At 33.5% G+C, this 17,692-nt stretch carries 14 protein-coding genes and 1 tRNA gene; 9 read left to right on the top strand and 6 right to left on the bottom strand.

The annotated features are described in order from the left end of the window. Positions 1-133 precede the first annotated feature (133 nt). From araA to LPB248_RS10715, 5 genes are all read left to right on the top strand, one after another. Complete coding sequence (gene araA / locus LPB248_RS10735; RefSeq protein ID WP_177211428.1) at positions 134-1,642, top strand: L-arabinose isomerase; 1,509 nt, start codon at positions 134-136, stop codon at positions 1,640-1,642. Between the two features lie 139 nt (positions 1,643-1,781). Further along, positions 1,782-2,966: an aldose epimerase family protein gene (locus LPB248_RS10730; RefSeq protein WP_177211427.1), complete on the top strand. Its 1,185-nt coding sequence runs from the start codon at positions 1,782-1,784 to the stop codon at positions 2,964-2,966. A 198-nt stretch (positions 2,967-3,164) separates the two neighbouring features. Further along, on the top strand, positions 3,165-6,458 hold the full coding sequence (locus LPB248_RS10725) for a T9SS type B sorting domain-containing protein (RefSeq protein WP_177211426.1): 3,294 nt from the start codon (positions 3,165-3,167) through the stop codon (positions 6,456-6,458). A gap of 34 nt (positions 6,459-6,492) precedes the next feature. Next, entirely contained in the window at positions 6,493-6,972 is a 480-nt protein-coding gene (locus LPB248_RS10720) for an OsmC family protein (protein ID WP_177211425.1), read from the top strand. A 63-nt stretch (positions 6,973-7,035) separates the two neighbouring features. Further along, positions 7,036-7,557, top strand: coding sequence for a GNAT family N-acetyltransferase (locus LPB248_RS10715; RefSeq protein ID WP_177211424.1), 522 nt, complete (start codon positions 7,036-7,038; stop codon positions 7,555-7,557). 93 nt (positions 7,558-7,650) lie between these two features. Here the strand turns inward: LPB248_RS10715 and LPB248_RS10710 are convergent. Continuing rightward, positions 7,651-7,730, bottom strand: a tRNA-Leu gene (locus LPB248_RS10710). A gap of 286 nt (positions 7,731-8,016) precedes the next feature. Here LPB248_RS10710 and LPB248_RS10705 point away from each other — a divergent pair. The 4 genes from LPB248_RS10705 (at position 8,017) to LPB248_RS10690 (ending at position 11,545) form a co-directional block, all read left to right on the top strand. Further along, the gene (locus LPB248_RS10705; protein ID WP_177211423.1) at positions 8,017-8,958 is read left to right on the top strand and encodes a ribose-phosphate pyrophosphokinase; all 942 of its coding nucleotides are present in this window, start codon (positions 8,017-8,019) and stop codon (positions 8,956-8,958) included. A 122-nt stretch (positions 8,959-9,080) separates the two neighbouring features. Continuing rightward, positions 9,081-9,692: a 50S ribosomal protein L25/general stress protein Ctc gene (locus tag LPB248_RS10700; RefSeq protein WP_111368498.1), complete on the top strand. Its 612-nt coding sequence runs from the start codon at positions 9,081-9,083 to the stop codon at positions 9,690-9,692. Between the two features lie 423 nt (positions 9,693-10,115). After that, entirely contained in the window at positions 10,116-10,793 is a 678-nt protein-coding gene (gene pth / locus LPB248_RS10695; protein ID WP_177211422.1) for an aminoacyl-tRNA hydrolase, read from the top strand. A gap of 140 nt (positions 10,794-10,933) precedes the next feature. Next, entirely contained in the window at positions 10,934-11,545 is a 612-nt protein-coding gene (locus tag LPB248_RS10690) for a superoxide dismutase (RefSeq protein WP_091490394.1), read from the top strand. An 843-nt stretch (positions 11,546-12,388) separates the two neighbouring features. Here the strand turns inward: LPB248_RS10690 and LPB248_RS10685 are convergent. From LPB248_RS10685 to LPB248_RS10665, 5 genes are all read right to left on the bottom strand, one after another. After that, positions 12,389-14,287, bottom strand: coding sequence for an amidophosphoribosyltransferase (locus tag LPB248_RS10685; protein WP_177211421.1), 1,899 nt, complete (start codon positions 14,285-14,287; stop codon positions 12,389-12,391). 83 nt (positions 14,288-14,370) lie between these two features. Next, the gene (locus LPB248_RS10680; RefSeq protein ID WP_177211420.1) at positions 14,371-15,294 is read right to left on the bottom strand and encodes a PfkB family carbohydrate kinase; all 924 of its coding nucleotides are present in this window, start codon (positions 15,292-15,294) and stop codon (positions 14,371-14,373) included. Between the two features lie 299 nt (positions 15,295-15,593). Continuing rightward, a complete protein-coding gene (locus LPB248_RS10675; protein WP_177211419.1) occupies positions 15,594-16,496 on the bottom strand; it encodes an alpha/beta hydrolase family protein in 903 nt (300 codons plus the stop codon). Between the two features lie 8 nt (positions 16,497-16,504). Then, positions 16,505-16,909: a hypothetical protein gene (locus LPB248_RS10670; protein ID WP_177211418.1), complete on the bottom strand. Its 405-nt coding sequence runs from the start codon at positions 16,907-16,909 to the stop codon at positions 16,505-16,507. After that, positions 16,893-17,480 carry an RNA polymerase sigma factor gene (locus tag LPB248_RS10665; RefSeq protein WP_177211417.1) on the bottom strand — a complete coding sequence of 196 codons (588 nt, stop codon included), beginning with the start codon at positions 17,478-17,480 and terminating at the stop codon, positions 16,893-16,895. Before LPB248_RS10665 ends, LPB248_RS10670 begins: the two co-directional genes overlap by 17 nt. Positions 17,481-17,692 lie beyond the last annotated feature (212 nt).

Raw genomic sequence — 17,692 nt, 5'->3', positions numbered from 1 at the left:
GTTTTTTTTGTTTCAAGTTCTTGAAACGTGAAACTTGGAAGGTGAAACAAACAAAACAAAAACAATAATATAACAAATTGAGTTTTCAGATTCCAATAACGTGAAACCTGAAACTTGAAACAAAAATAACAAAATGATAGACATTTCTCAAAAAGAAGTATGGTTTGTAGTAGGAAGCCAGGAATTATACGGTGAAGAAACACTTAGAAAAGTAGCAGAACATTCTCAGATTATTGCAAAAGGATTAGACGCTTCGTCTTTAATTCCAGTAAAAGTGGTTTATAAAGATGTGGTGAAATCTCCTTCGCAGATTTTAGATGTGTGTTTGGCAGCGAATTCTGAGAAAAACTGTATCGGAATTATCGCTTGGATGCATACTTTCTCTCCAGCAAAAATGTGGATTGGCGGATTAAATATCCTTAAAAAGCCATTATGCCATTTACATACACAATATAACGCTGAAATTCCGTGGGGATCTATCGACATGGATTTCATGAACTTAAACCAATCGGCTCACGGAGATCGCGAATTTGGTTTCATCATGTCAAGATTACGTAAAAAACGTAAAGTAGTGGTTGGACATTGGGAAGATCAAAGGGTTCAAAAACAACTAGGAATCTGGTCAAGAGTCGTTTTGGGTTGGGATGAACTTCAAAACCTAAAAGTAGCTCGTATTGGAGATAATATGCGTGAAGTTGCCGTTACAGAAGGAGATAAAGTTGAAGCTCAAATTCGTTTTGGAATGTCGGTTAACGGATATGATTCTTCAGATGTTACCAAACATATTGAAAAAGTAACAGACAAACAATTAAACGATTTATTAGCAATTTATGAGTCTTCTTATAACTTAACTGATTCTTTAAAAGAAGGTGGAGCACAAAGAAGTTCGTTGGTTGAAGCGGCAAAAATTGAGTTAGGATTAAGAGCTTTCCTTGAAGAAGGAGGATTTGGAGCTTTCACAGATACATTTGAAAACCTTGGTGTTTGGAAACAATTACCAGGAATCGCGACACAAAGATTAATGGCTGATGGTTATGGTTTTGGTGGAGAAGGAGATTGGAAAACAGCTGCAATGGTAAGAGCTTTAAAAGTAATGTGTATTGGTTTAGAAGGTGGAACTTCTTTCATGGAAGATTACACATACCATTTCACACCTCAAAAATCATATGTTTTAGGATCTCACATGTTAGAGATCTGTCCATCAATCGCTGACGGAAAACCTTCTTGCGAAGTTCACCCATTAGGAATTGGAGGAAAAGAAGATCCAGCACGTTTGGTATTTAATTCGCCTGCAGGTGACGCAATCAATGTGTCTTTGGTAGATATGGGAACTCGTTTCCGCTTAATTGTAAACGAAGTTGAAGCAGTTAAGCCAATGGCAGAATTGCCAAAACTTCCAGTTGCACGTGTTCTTTGGGATTGCAAACCAAATTTAGAGGTTGCGGCAACAGCCTGGATTTTGGCTGGTGGAGCACACCACACGGTTTACAGCCAGTCAATCACAACAGAATATATGGAAGATTTCGCAGACATCGCTGGAATCGAATTATTGGTAATTGATGAGAAAACAACTGTAAGAGAATTTAAAGATAAAATCAACGCCAACGAAGCATATTTCCATTTGTTTCAACACGGCCTATAAAGTAGTAAAATGTAATTTGTAAGATGTAAAATGTGAAAAAATTAAAAAGGTGATTTTTACATTTTTAAAATGATTAAATTTCGCATCTGACATTTTACTTCTAACATTTAACTTTTTACAAACCAAAAAAATATCATTTATGAATGTATTAAAACGCTCTCTTTTTATACTAAGCTTACTTGGAACTGCTATTGTTTTAGTTCAATGTAAAAGCGATAAAAAAGCTGATACAGAAAAAGTTGCTACTGAAGGAAAAGATTTAGTCACGATTGACAAATCAGAATACGGAACTACTGCCAAAGGCGAAAAAGTCGAGAGTTATAAACTGAAAAACCAAAGCGGGATGGAAGTGGACATCATCACTTTTGGTGGAAGAATTACAGATTTGAAGGTGCCGAACAAAGAAGGTGTTTCAGAAAATGTAGTAATCGGATTCAGTTCTTTGGCGCAATATGAAAAAGAGAATCCGTTTTTTGGAGCATTAATTGGAAGATATGGAAACCGAATTGCAAAAGGTAAATTTTCATTAGATGGAAAAGAATATCAGTTAGCGATAAACAATGCGCCAAATGCTTTACACGGTGGTCCGCAAGGATTTTTTAATGTAGTTTGGAAAGCAGATGAGGTTAAATCTGGTGAAAACGCTTCTCTAAAATTATCTTATGTAAGTAAAGATATGGAAGAAGGATATCCAGGAAATTTAAAGGTTTTTGTAACCTATACCTTGACTAATGATAATCAGTTAGAAGTGCTTTACGAAGCAACAACAGACAAAAAAACGGTTGTTAACTTAACACAGCATTCATATTTCAATTTATCTGGAGATTTTACCAAAACAATCTTAGATCATGAATTGACTTTAAATGCTGATAAATTAGTTCCAGTAGATGCCGATTTGATTCCAACAGGAAAATTGGAAGATGTGACTGGTACGCCTTTCGATTTCAGAACGCCAAAATTAATTGGAAAAGACATCAATGCTAAAAATGATCAGTTAGAAAAAGGAAAAGGTTACGATCACTGCTGGGTATTGAATAATCCTGAAAAAGGAAAAACAATTATAGCAAAAGTATACCATGCAGCAAGCGGAAGAGTTATGGAAATGACAACAGACGAACCTGGAATTCAGTTCTATTCAGGAAATTTCCTTGACGGAACGTTGCCAATGCCAAACGGCGGAACTTTTGCACATAGAACAGGATTATGTTTAGAAACAGAACATTATCCAGATTCTCCAAATCAGAAAAATTTCCCAACAACGGTTCTAAATCCGGGAGAAAATTATAAAACAAAAACTACTTTTAAGTTTTCAGTTCAAAAATAAATTTTTTAGAATTTGTTAAGTAGTTTAGTTCTATGAAAAACCTCGAAAGTATTTAGCTTTCGAGGTTTTTTTATTTCGAAGATTTTTTTGTTTTTGAATAAGGATTTTGAGAGTCAAATTATATCATTTGATTCTTATATTTGATGTTAACTATCTAATCAAAATTTTGAAAAAAGAACCTAAAACCACTTTCATGAAATGACTATTATCAAAAAAAATAAATTTATTTCAGCACTTTGTTTTTTATTTTTTATAGTTTTTCATCATATTAATGCTCAAATAACATTGACGAATAATGTTGGTAGTGCACTTGTTAAGACAGATATGTTGGGCTGTGATAATAGTGAGGGCTGGTCAAGGATATTTAAAATGTCAGATTTTGGAATAAAAGCAAACGAACAGTTTATTATTAAATCTGGACAAATAGGAATTGCTAAATCGAATATTAATACAGAATTATATGTAACAGTTTATAGTCTTGATGCAGATTATTCAGAATATATCGATACGCCTTATCACAAAATGGTATTAGGAACGGGGAGTCTCGGAAAAACCCCAATTGTTACTGGCGCTCCTCAAATTGTTCAAGCAGAATTTGATGCGCCAATAATTGTTCCCGCAGGAATTGATAGGATTTTAGTAACAGTTTCAAAATTTAAAGACATTTATAACCCGACTTCTGTAGAAATTCTTATTGCAGGAACTGAATTAGATAAGGGAGAATCTATATATTCCGGGTGCGGTAATCCATATGGTAATATATCTACAAAAGTTTTACCAATCCCCGTTCCAAATGCCAATTTTTTTATAACTCTAACAGGTGATATTTTTAATGTAAAAACTGCAGGACCAATAACTAGATTGTCGCATAATGTATGTGATGATGTTATGGAAACAGGTATCCACTCTTGTTATGGAAGTGGACAATTTTGGGCAAGAGATTTTACTTTAAAAGATTTTGGTATATCAAACAATGAAGAATTTGTAATTAATTCGGGGCAAGTTGGACTTAATGGAACTAGTTGGGGTATAGAAGCAACCTTTAATATTTATAAAATAGATGATAATTTTCCTGCTTCCTTCTCAACTGCAGATTTAATTGGAAGCAGTCAAACAGTAAGTGTTCCTTATATAGGAGGCGGCAGAGATTCTCGAGTCATACAAGTAGATTTTAAAACGCCAATAGTTATTCCTGCAGGTGTCGAGAGAATTTTAGTAGAAGTCTATAAAGGACTTGTTGCTAATTCAATGGGATTAGCATTTATTGCTGGTTCGGCTCAAGATAATGGTATCTCATGGGAGAGAGGAGGATGTAAGAATCTTCAAGACGGTTCATATCCCAACATAGACAAATACGTCAATGTTGCCTCATTCGGATATCCAAATGCGAATTTCTACATAAATGTAACGGGAAATGTAAAAAATGTTTCGAACCATTTTGAAATGAATTTTTCAAATATATGCTCAGAGTTTTTAAAAGAATTCAGTATTGATGATCAATCAAAAGTAGCTTCTATAGAATGGAATTTTGGAGATCCGGCATCCGGAGCAAGTAACATTTCTACAGATTTATCTCCTTTTCATGATTTTTCAGCGGATGGAAAATATACTATCACAGCAAAGGTTACAGGTAAAGATGGAACTGTTGAAAATTTATCGGAAACAATAGATGCAAAAGAACCCCCAAAAACTTATGGGATTAATAATATCTATGCTTGCGAAGATTTAGCTGGAACAGGTATTTCAAAATCATTCGATGTTTCTACAGTTATGCAGCAAGTGTTAGGAGGGCAAACAGATAAAGATATTTCTTTTATAGATGGTAAGGGAAAGAAATATAGTTCTCTACCAAATCCGTTCACGAATACGATTAAAGATAGAGAAACTATAACAGTAAGAGTAAGTCATAAAGATAATTTATGTTGCTACTCTGAAACTACATTTGATTTAATTGTAAATCCATTGGCAGATTTGTCAACTGTTACTGATTTAATTGTTTGTGATAATGGAAATGGTTTTGCACAGTTTAATTTGAAGCCTGTTGAAACTTCAATTTTAGGGACTTCGACTGACTTAAATGTCGAGTTTTATCATCAAAATGGGCAAAAAATACAAGGAGCTTTAAACTCGGTTACAAATTTAATTGTAAAAGAAGAAATAATTAGAGTAAGAGCTATCAATATTAATACGAACTGTTATAACGAATCAACATTTAAGTTAATTGTAAGCCCGGTTCCTGTTGCAAATTCTTTACAAGAATTAATAGGATGTGATGATAACAATGACGGGATTTCGGAATATTTTGATACATCAAATATCGAATCTTTGGTTTTGGGAAATCAGCAGGGAATGAAAGTTTCTTATTTTGACAGCAACGGAAATTCATTGACAAGTCCATTACCTAATCCTTATACAAATACTACTAAGAATCGAGAATTAATTACGATTAGAGTTACTAATATTTTGACTAACTGTTATAAAGAAACAACATTAGTTTTGAAAACAGCTTCTCAGCCGCAAATTAATAAGCCATCTAACAAATATGCTTGTGATGAAGGAAATGGTTTTGCCACTTTTGATATGTCTACTATAGAATCTGAAATTATAGGAAATCAAACTGGACTTAAAGTAATGTATTATGATAATAATGGAAAGGAATTGTCAAGTCCGTTTCCAGCTTTATTTCGAAATACTCAGCCAAAATTGCAGACAATAAAAGTAAAAGTAGAAAGTCAAACAAATAGTCTTTGTAATTCTGAAACAAGTTTTGATTTGTTGGTGAATGAATTGCCAACTGTAAAGATTGAAAAAAAATATTTTCTGTGTAATTTGGAAGCTTCATTACATGTAAATGTTGAGAGCAATTTGGATAGCTACAACTGGAAATTTGAAGATGGTAATGTTATTTCAAATACCTATGAAGCAAATTTAGCAAACTCAGGAAAGTACACCTTGGTGGTTGGGAAAATTCAAAATGATATTTATTGTGAAAATAAATTTGAATTCGAATTAATAAGATCTACACTTCCATTTATTAAGGGAATAAAGTATAAAGAATTGTCGGATAACAACTTTGTTGAAATTATTCCATCAATTGATGGAAATTTGGAATATTCTATAGATGGTATAAATTATCAGGATAGTAATTATTTTTCGGATGTTCAAGGCGGAACTTATATGGTTTATATGAGAGATAAAGATGGCTGTGGGCAAGATTCGAAAGAAGTAACTGTAATTGACTATCCTAAATTTTTCACTCCTAATAGTGATGGGCACAATGATCTGTGGCAAATCGCAAGTATAAAAAAATATCCCAATTCAAAAGTTTCCATATTTGACAGATATGGCAGATTGCTGAAAGAGCTTTTTGCAAATGATTTAGGTTGGGACGGATTTTATAATGGAAAAGAAATGCCATCTGATGATTACTGGTTTAAAGCTAATTTTAATGATAAAACTGTTTTCTCAGGGCATTTTTCATTAAAAAGATAACAATTAAAATACTCAAATTGAATCAGACAATAAAATGATATTTAAGCATTTATTCAAAGCAAAGTTAAACTGGACTTCCAAACAAAATTCAGAGGAATCATCAAAAAGATTCTACAGCAAAACCCATCAGATTAAAATTGAAGGGAAACCAGTTTTAGATGTATCGGCAGCAAAAGCTTTCAAAGGCGATCCTGAATTATACAATCCTGAAGATTTATTGTTGAGCAGTTTAGTTTCCTGCCATATGATGTCGTATTTATATGTTTGCTCGCAAAACGGAATAGAAGTTTTGGAATATTCGGACAATGCAGAAGCGACCTTAGAAGTAAATCCAGAAGGAAGCGGACGTTTTGTAGAAGCACGATTATATCCGAAAGTAAAAATTTCAAATCCAGATAAAATAGAATTGGCTTTAGAGTTGCATCATAAAGCAAATCAATTGTGTTTTATTGCTAATTCGTGCAATTTTCCTGTTTTGCATGAAGCTAGTTGTGAGATTTCTAGAATAATATAGCAAGATTTGGATTTTTTAAATGTTATAATACACCCAAATTGCAGGTTTAAAAAACGTATAAAAATGAAAATCAAAAATTGTTTACTAACAGATCTCAAAGAGATTTCATCTCTTTATGAAGCGGCGAGAAATTTACAAATTCAAAGAGAAATGGTTGTTTGGCCATCTTTTGAAGACTCTTTTCTCATAAAAGAGATAGAAGAAAAACGCCAGTGGAAAATAGTCATAGACGACTTCATAGCTTGTAATTGGGCGATTACTTTTGAAGATAAAGAAATCTGGGAAGAAAGAGATAACAACGACGCAATATACATTCACCGAATTTGTACAAATCCCAAGTTACGAGGTAATAGATATATAGACGAAATTGTAGCGTGGTCAAAAAAATATGCAAATGATCAAGAAAAGAGATATGTGCGATTAGACACATTAGGAAACAATACCAAATTGATTGAGCATTATACATCGGCAGGATTTGATTTTCTAGGAATGGTTAAGTTGATAGATACAGAAAAGTTGCCATATCATTATCAAAAAGAACCTAATTGTTGCCTTTTTGAAATTGATTTACGAAGCGAAAGTTAGGTTGTATTACTTTTCTCGTTACCGAAATCAAAATGTTTTAAAGAAAAGTTGTAAAACTAAAAAAACCTCTTCCGTTAAGAAGAGGTTTTTATGTACCCGGAGCCGGAGTCGAACCGGCACGGTTTCCCACAGGTGTTTGAGACCAGCGCGTCTACCAATTCCGCCATCCGGGCGTAGCAGACGAAAAAATAATCAAAAGCGATTATTTTAACGCAATAGAATGAAGTCATAAATGGCGCCATTCCTTTAACACGGTGCAAATGTAAAAAATAATTTTAAACGAACTACTAAAAATACTTAAATTTTTGCTTTCAGTGTTCAATAAATTTTATAAATTTGCAGCTCGTTAAAACGAAGCACACACAACTAACTACATCCGAGACATTTATATGCATTCTGCTTTATTGAAATATAAAGTTGAATTTTTTTAAAAGTAACGGGATAAAACAACAAATTACAATGTCGCACCTAGAACCAGAAGCTAAAATTTTTGCTTGTTCACAAAGTGTTTATCTTGCAGAAAAAATTGCAAAAGATTACGGAATTCCGTTAGGAAAAGTAACGATGTCAACGTATAGTGATGGAGAATTTCAGCCGTCTTACGAAGAATCAATAAGAGGTTTACGAGTATTTATCGTATGTTCAACTTTTCCAAGTGCAGATAATCTGATGGAATTGTTGTTAATGATTGATGCGGCAAAACGTGCATCAGCAAGACATATTACAGCTGTTATGCCTTATTTTGGTTGGGCAAGACAAGACAGAAAAGACAAACCAAGAGTTCCAATTGGAGCTAAATTAGTAGCAAACCTACTAACAGCTGCAGGAGCAACAAGAATCATGACAATGGATTTGCATGCAGACCAGATTCAAGGATTCTTTGAAAAACCAGTAGATCATTTATTTGCATCTACGATCTTTTTACCATACGTAGAAAGTTTAAAGTTAGAAAATCTAACAATTGCATCTCCAGATATGGGAGGTTCAAAAAGAGCATATGCTTACTCTAAGTTTTTGGAATCAGATGTAGTAATCTGTTACAAACAAAGAAAAGCAGCCAACGTTATCGATACTATGGAGCTAATTGGTGAAGTAAAAGGACGTAACGTAATCTTGGTAGACGACATGATCGATACAGGAGGGACTTTAGCGAAAGCGGCAGACCTTATGATTGAAAAAGGAGCGCTAAGTGTAAGAGCAATTTGTACGCACGCTATTTTATCTGGCGGAGCATACGAAAAAATCGAAAACTCAAAATTAACCGAGTTAATCGTAACAGATTCTATTCCGTTAAAGAAAGAGTCAAAAAAGATAAAAGTGGTAAGCTGTGCACCTCTATTTGCTGAGGTAATGCAGATGGTTCACCACAACAATTCCATCAGTGGAAAATTCATTATGTAAAAGCAGTAAGCTTTAGGCTTTAGGCCGTAAGCTTATTCACTTTGCATAAAAAAAGCTTGAAGCATATTGCTTAAAGCTTACAGCAAACAAGAATATTTATTTAATAACTATATTTTTTTACAATGAAATCGATTACAATTAAAGGATCAGAAAGAGAAAGCGTGGGCAAAGTGTCAACTAAAGCCTTACGTAATGCTGGACAGGTACCTTGCGTTTTATACGGAGGAAACCAGGCAGTACACTTCTCAGCAGACGTTACTGCATTCAAAAACTTGGTTTACACTCCAAACGCTCACACTGTTGTGATCGAACTTGGAAAAGGAAAATCATTCAATGCAATTTTGCAAGATATCCAAGTTCACCCAGTATCTGACAAAATTTTACACATTGACTTCTTCCAATTATTTGATGATAAAGAAATCACAATGGAAGTTCCTGTGAAAATCGTTGGTACATCTAAAGGTGTTCTTGCGGGAGGTGTTTTACGTTTAAACCAACGTAAATTGAAAGTTAAAGCTTTACCAGCAAATCTTCCTGATTTCGTTGAAGCTGACATCACTCCACTTGAAATGGGTAACAAATTATACGTTACTAAAGTTGGAAAACCAGAGTACAAAATTATGCACCCAGACAACACTGTTGTTTGTCAAGTAAGAATCTCTCGTGCTGCTATGAAAGCTGCTCAAGAAGCTGCAAAAGCTGCAAAAGCTCCTGCAAAAGGAAAGAAAAAATAATTTTTTTTCAACTCAATACCAAAAGCCTCAATCTTACGATTGGGGCTTTTTTTTAGGTACTAAGTTTCTAAGATGCTGAGATGCTAAGTTTTTTTTATCGTTGTCAGGCTGAGCGAAGTCGAAGCCCACGCAAAGTATGGAATTTAGATTGTCGAGCTTCTTGTGGGGCTTCGACTTCGCTCAACCTGACAACACGAAATAAGGAATCAAGATAAATCGGCATGATCAACTAACCCTACGAGAGAACTCTCTTTGTGTTCTTTGCAAATCTCGATAAAAAATATTTCTTCGCGCACTTTGCGTAAATCCTTCGCGTACTTTGCGGTTAAGCCACGACCAATAAGAAATTATCTAATTGACGCATTTTCAAATTTTCAAATTATCCAATTGCCACATTCTCTAATTAATCTTACTTTTGCAATCATGATAAAATGGATAACAAAACTGTTTTCATCAACACCAAAAGAAGAGAACATAGAGGATAATATGAAACCGGAGGTTCACGAACATCAAAAAAACAATATAAAAAACGTGAGTAAAAAATATTTAATCGTCGGATTAGGAAATATCGGAGCCGAATACGTAAACACCAGACATAATATCGGATTTAAAGTCCTAGACTTTTTAGCCAGAAAAGAAGGGCTTTCTTTTGAAACCGTAAAATTAGGTTCAATGGCTGAATACAAATTTAAAGGGAGAACCTTTTTTCTTTTAAAACCAAATACTTACATGAATTTAAGTGGCAAGGCGGTAAAATATTGGATGGATAAGGAAAATATACCGCTAGAGAATATTTTGGTCATTACAGACGATTTAAACCTGTCATTCGGAACTATTAGAATAAAACCTAAAGGCAGCGACGGTGGTCATAATGGTTTAAAAAATATTAATCTAGTTTTAAATACACAAAATTATACCCGCTACAGATTTGGTATTAGTGACGAATTCAAAAAAGGACAGCAGGTAGACTATGTTCTAGGAGAATGGACTGCTGAAGAAGAAGCAAAACTTCCAGAGCGCTTAGAAACTTCTGCAGAAATTATTAAAATTTTTGGAACAGCAGGTTTAGAAAATACAATGACTACATTTAATGGAAAATAAAGATTTTCAGGTGTTTATATTATAAAAATGTAAATTATCAGTGAATTTAATTCAATTATAACGAAATAGTATTTTCAATTCCAAAGTTAAATGTCTAAATTTGGGATAAATTATTTATAAACCATAAAAATCATAATACCATGGCTTTTGAATTACCACAATTACCTTATGCATACGATGCATTAGAACCACATATTGATGCACGTACAATGGAAATCCATCATACAAAGCACCACAACGCTTATACTACAAATCTTAATGCAGCTATCGCTGGAACAGATTTAGAAGGAAAAACAATCGAAAATATCTTAATCAATTTAGATAAATCTAACGCTGCAGTTCGTAACAATGGTGGAGGTTTCTACAACCACAATTTATTCTGGACTGTAATGTCTCCAAACGGAGGAGGATTGCCAACAGGTGATTTATTAGCTGCAATTGAAGCTTCTTTTGGATCTTTCGAAGAATTTAAAGCAAAATTTGCTAAAGCTGGTGCTACACAATTTGGTTCTGGATGGGCTTGGTTAACAGTTCAAAAAGGAGGAAAATTAGAAGTTGTAGGTACTCCGAATCAAGATAATCCATTAATGCCAGAAGTTGCTGGTCACGGTGGAACTCCAATCTTAGGAATGGATGTTTGGGAGCACGCTTACTACTTAAACTACCAAAACAGAAGACCAGATTATATTGAAGCTTTTTTCAGTGTAATTAACTGGACAGAAGTTGCTAGAAGATTTGCTTTAGATAAATAAGAAAATAGAGCAAAGAATAAAGATAAAAGACGAGCCTAAGTGCTCGTCTTTTTTTTATATATATACATTTCGTCTATAAGCTTTCGTCTATTTTCTTTCCTCTTACTAAAAAAAGAAAAATAAAAAAGGCGGAACTTCTTCCGCCTTTTTTGCCCCAAATCTACCATAAACTTAACCTACTAATGTTATGGTTCTGTAAAAGTATGGCAGATATTTTTTTGAATGAAACATTTCAGATAAAAGGCAAGTATATCCGATAAAAGGCCTGTATTGCCAGTTTTTAAAATTTCCTAGATTTATTTCAATAAAAAAGGCGGAATTTCTTCCACCTTTTTTGCCCCAAATCTACCATAAACTAACCTACTAATGTTATGGTTTAGTAAATGTATGGCAGTAATTTTTATAAAGAAAAATTTTTAGATGAAAAGCAATTATACTCGATGAAAAGTATTTAATCAACTGTTTTTCAATTAATTACACTTAAAAAATAAAAAAGGCGGAAGTTACTCCGCCTTTTTTGCCCCAAATCTACCATAAACTAACCTACTAATGTTATGGTCTAGTAAATGTATGGCAGTTATTCTTGTGAAGAAAAATTTTCAGATAAAAGGTAAGTAAATCCGATGAAGAGATATAATCGGCTGTTTATAAATAATTTGAGTTTATTCCAATAAAAAAGGTGGAATTGCTTCCACCCTTTTTGCCCCAAATCTACCATAAACTTAACCTACTAATGTTATGGTATTTCAAAAGTATCATAGCTTTTCAACTTCACCAAAGAAATAGGATGAACGGCAAAAAAAACCGATGAAATGCACAATTTAACCTTTTATTAGTATTTTATTAATACGCTCTAGCGTCTTTTCCTTCGTAAAAATTCATGAAAGCACGATTTACAACTCGATTTCCACCAGAAGTAGGGTAATCTCCTGTGAAATACCAGTCACCTAAATTTTTAGGACATGCTTTATGCAAATCGTCAACTGTTTGGAAGATGATTTTTACTTCAGCATTAATTTCTGGTGAGCTTAACATTTCTGCAATTTTATCTGAAATCTCCTCGTCTGTAAATTGGTCGTAAATTGCTGTTACATAGTTTACAATATCTTTATCAAGGAAATTTTCTTGAGCTTTACATTTTGCATAAACTTCATCTACAATATGATAAAGGTTTCTTTCTTTTAATAAAGCAAGTGCTGCTCTAAAAGCAACTAAACCTTCTAGTTTTGCCATATCAATTCCATAACAATCAGGGTAACGAATTTGTGGAGCAGATGAAACAATAACAATGCGTTTTGGTTTTAAACGATCCATCATTTTAATGATGCTCATTTTCAATGTAGTACCACGAACAATACTGTCGTCGATAATAACCAAATTATCTTCTGGTTTAATTACGCCATAAGTAACATCGTAAACGTGGGCTACTAAATCATCACGGCTGCTATCTTCAGTAATAAAAGTTCTAAGTTTAGCATCTTTAATCGCAACTTTCTCTGTACGAATCTTTACAGCTAAAAGTTCCTGAAGGGTTTCTGTTGTTAATGTATTTCTGTTTTCAAGAATATAATTGTTTTTTCTCTGGTTTAAGAAATCCTGAGCGGCTTCGACTAAACCATAAAAAGAAGTTTCGGCTGTATTTGGAATATAAGAGAAAACAGTGTTGTCTGTATCGCTATCAATTGCTTTAAGAACAGCAGGTAAAATTAATTTTCCTAAATCTTTACGTTCTTGATAGATTTCGGCATCACTTCCTCTTGAGAAATAAATTCTTTCGAACGAACAAGCTTTTTTGATCGTTGGTTCCAAGATTTGATTCATAGAAACATTTCCGTTTTTCTTGATGATCAAAGCGTGACCTGGATCGATTTCTTGAACACTTTCAAAAGGAACATTAAATACAGTTTGAATAACAGGTCTTTCAGAAGCTACAACTACTACTTCGTCATCTTGATAGAAATAAGCTGGGCGAATTCCTGCTGGATCTCTAAAAACAAACGCATCACCATGACCTAACAAGCCTGCCATAGCGTAACCTCCGTCTAAGTTTTTAGCCGAACGAGCTAGTATTTTAGCAATATCCAAACGTTCTGCAATTACTGGAGAAGCTTCTCTTTTAGAATATCCTTCAGCTTTACAGTCCTGATATAATTGCATTACTTCTTTGTCTAAGAAGTGACCAATTTTTTCCATTACAGTAACAGTATCAGCCATTTCTTTTGGATGCTGTCCTAATTCAACTAGATTTTCGAAAAGTTCTTTAACATTGGTCATATTAAAGTTTCCAGCCAAAATCAAGTTACGGTGCATCCAGTTGCTTTGACGCAAAAATGGGTGAACACTTTCGATGCTGTTTTTTCCAAAAGTTCCGTAGCGAACGTGACCTAAAAACAATTCTCCAACATAAGGAATATTTGCTTTTAGCTCTTTCATGTCGTCTCCAAGTTCTGGATGCGCTTTTAGTTCTTCGCTAACGCGCTCATTGATTTGTTTGAAAACATCTTGGATAGGTTGTGAATGATTTGAACGGACTCTGCTGATATAACGTTGTCCAGGTTCAACATCAAATTTAATGCTAGCAAAACCAGCTCCGTCTTGTCCACGGTTGTGCTGTTTTTCCATCATTAGATACATCTTCTGGATTCCGTAGAAAGCAGTTCCGTATTTTTCTTTATAATATTCAAGCGGTTTTAGTAGTCTAACTAAGGCTATACCACATTCGTGTTTTAAAGCGTCGCTCATTGTTTTTTGTTATTTGTGTGTTGTTGTAAGTTGTGTGTATTAACGTAATAAAAAAAGCCCCGTTTTATCGAGGCTCTTAGGCATTATATTTCTATGTCAAACTGAGTTAACGACTTAAATTGCTGTAATCGAATCGCTACTTCGGCTTTGCTTAATGATTCCATCCTTTCGGTTCCAAATTTTTCAACGCAGAACGAAGCTAAATTTGAACCGTAAATAATTGCATTCTTCATGTTGTTGAATGAAATGTTTTCGCTCTGTGCAATAAACCCAGAGAAACCACCTGCAAAAGTGTCTCCAGCTCCTGTTGGATCAAAAACATCTTCTAATGGTAAAGCTGGTGCAAAGAAAACTTCTCTGTTGTGGAATAAAAGTGCTCCGTGTTCTCCTTTTTTGATCACCACATATTTTGGTCCCATATCTTGGATTTTAGAAGCTGCTTTTACTAATGAATATTCGCCAGAAAGCTGTCTGGCTTCTTCGTCATTGATTGTAATAACATCTACACGTTTAATAACGTCTAATAATTCTGGAAGAGCGCAGTCCATCCAAAAGTTCATAGTATCTAAAACTACTAATTTTGGTTTTTTCTCCATCTGATCTAAAACACTGCTTTGTACTAATGGATGTAAGTTTCCTAACATCACAACATCAGCATCTTTGTAGTTTTGAGGAACTTTTGGCTGAAAATCAGCTAAAACATTCAACTCTGTTACAAGAGTGTCTCTAGAATTTAAATCGTTGTGGTATAAACCGCTCCAGAAAAAAGTCTTTCCACCTTTTACAATTTCGATACCAGAGATATCAATATTTTTTGAAGTTAAAAGATCTAAATGTTCTTGAGGGAAATCGTCGCCAACTACAGAAACAATGGCCGATTGCAAGTTAAAAAATGAAGCTGATAAACCAATATACGTTGCAGCACCACCTAATATTTTATCTGTTTTTCCGAAAGGAGTTTCAATCGCGTCGAAAGCAACTGTTCCAACAATCAATAGTTTATTCATTTTATGAATTTCGAATTAGGGTGCAAAGATACTTCATAAGTTACAATCTTGCAACGGTTTAGGGTCTCAAAATTTTCTTAAAAAAATGAAGGTGTTTTCGAAGTAAAACTATTGTAAATGAATGAATTAAAATTGATTTTTCGCAGTGTTTATAATAGGTTTTTTGAATTTAAGATGCAACTTTTTTGAAAATAATTGCGAATAATTTACAGCTGATTCTTCTATCTTGTTTTTTTAAATGAAGAGGATTCTCTTTTTCCGATTAAAACACGAAAAATTCTTTATGTATGATTTTTAATTTATTTTATATTTTTAATCCAATTGATTGCATCTTTCATCGGTTCTTCAGATTTGGAAAATGCTGTATTGTGACCCAAGTCTGGAAACAATTTATATTCATAATGCTTTCCTTTAGATTTCAATGCATCAAGATATTCGATGGATAGATTCGTAGGAACTTGAATATCTTTACCTCCAAAAATCCATATTCCTGGAATTGATAGTTTAGAAAGAATACCTTTAGGATCTGTGTCAACGAATTCGTATTTATCAGGGTCATTGAATACATGTTTTCTTGCCTCTTCTTCAGAGTGTGTTTCCCAAAAATTTTTATCTCCATTGGTGTAAAATTGGAATCTCAATTGTTCTTTAACTGTTATAAGAGCTCCGCTAAATATGGTCATAAATTTAACTTTCTTGTTTTTCTCTGCAGCCAATGGAATTATCCATCCAGCTTGACTGCCTCCTATTAAACCGATTGATATTTTATTATTTGATAAGGATTTAGATAAAGTATTTACAGCAGCACTTACATCTAAAGACAAAAGATTTAGATTTGAGAAATCAACATTATTTGTTCCTACTTCTGGTCCAGCATATATGCCACCCGATTCTCCGACTCCGCGTTTGTCGTAGGTTAAAACTGCAATTCCGTTGTTGGCTAGAGTTGTAGCAAAGTCTGTCATTCTTTTTTCTTGTCCAGATCCATGAACAATCACAACAGCTGCTTGCACATTGTTTGGTATAAAAACAGTTCCAGCAAGTGAAATGCCTTCACTAACAAATTTTACTTCTTTAGTAGTAAAGTTTGACGGAGCTGCTACTGTATAGGTAGTGACAAAAAACAACAACAATAATAGAATATATATGGATGTTTTTTTTCCTTTTAGAACTTGTTTAAAAAATGTTGTTTTGTTTTTCATCTTTAAATCTATAATTGATACTTTTTGTCAAAATAATTCTTCAAAATTCCAACCTGAACCAAAATCATAATTGGAACAATCAAAATGGCATACAAGATGTTTTTAGAAAAATGAATTCCAGAAAATGCCGTTGAGATTCGATTAGAATATAATTTCCCGACTTCATCAATTTTGAAATCAGTTTCTGAGACAGAGAATAGAGAAGCATAAATTACTAATGCTGCGACAGCCAATCCCATCAAAATCCAGATTGGTTTAGGAATTAAAGGTTTGTATACTTTGAGTTTTTTCTCTTCTAAAAGATGAACATCAGCCATTATTTTGGAAGTAAAATCTATTGATGGCGACTGCAGTTTGTCTTCAGCCATCATTTTCTCAATAAGTTGTTCTATATTTTTATCGCTCTCTTTCATAACATTCTATTATTTCTGGTTCTAACTGCTGTCTCAAAATTACAGCTAATTTCTGTCGGCTCCTAAATAACTTTACTTTGGCATTGTTGGCCGATATATTCATGATTTTTCCAATTTCTTCTAAATTTTGATCATCAAAATAAAATAAGGTCAAAAGGAAGTTTTCATCACTTGGTAATAAATTTAAACATTTCTGAATGGTTTGCTTTCGTTCTTTTTCTTCTAGAGCGCTCAAAGCGTTGTCCATTGTTTTGATTAAATGAGAAGAAAAATCATCAATAGAAATATTTAAATCTTCTTTTTTATTTTTCTTTAAACGGTCTAGACACGTATTATAAGCAATTTTATAAATCCAAGTCGAAAATTTAGAATCGCCCTTAAATTTTGTCAGCGAATTGTAAATCTTTATAAAGGTGTCTTGAGCCACTTCTTCCGCTTCTTCTCGATTCTTAACCATTTTAAGAGCCAAAGTAAAGATCATATCTTTATATCGATCCACAAGAACGGCAAATGCATTGGTCTCACCTTGCAAAATTTTATCGATATAATGTTGATCATGTATTGTGCTCATATTATATAGGACGACAGTTTGTTTCTTTAGGTTACAAGAAATTGGAAAATAATTCCAAACTTTTTAAATTACTTCGCCCGTTCGCGATCGCTCAGGTCCAAATTCCAATCCTTTTATTATATAATAATGTATAGGAGTTGAACTTTGTTAAAGTTTTTTACAATCAAAATTAATTGATAATCAGTTAGTTTTGAGGTTTTGGATTTAAAATT

The organism is Flavobacterium sp. LPB0248 (assembly GCF_013388355.1).
GTDB lineage: Bacteria > Bacteroidota > Bacteroidia > Flavobacteriales > Flavobacteriaceae > Flavobacterium.
The sequence above is the reverse complement of the archived record's forward strand: the minus strand, read 5'-3'. Positions and strand labels throughout refer to the sequence as shown.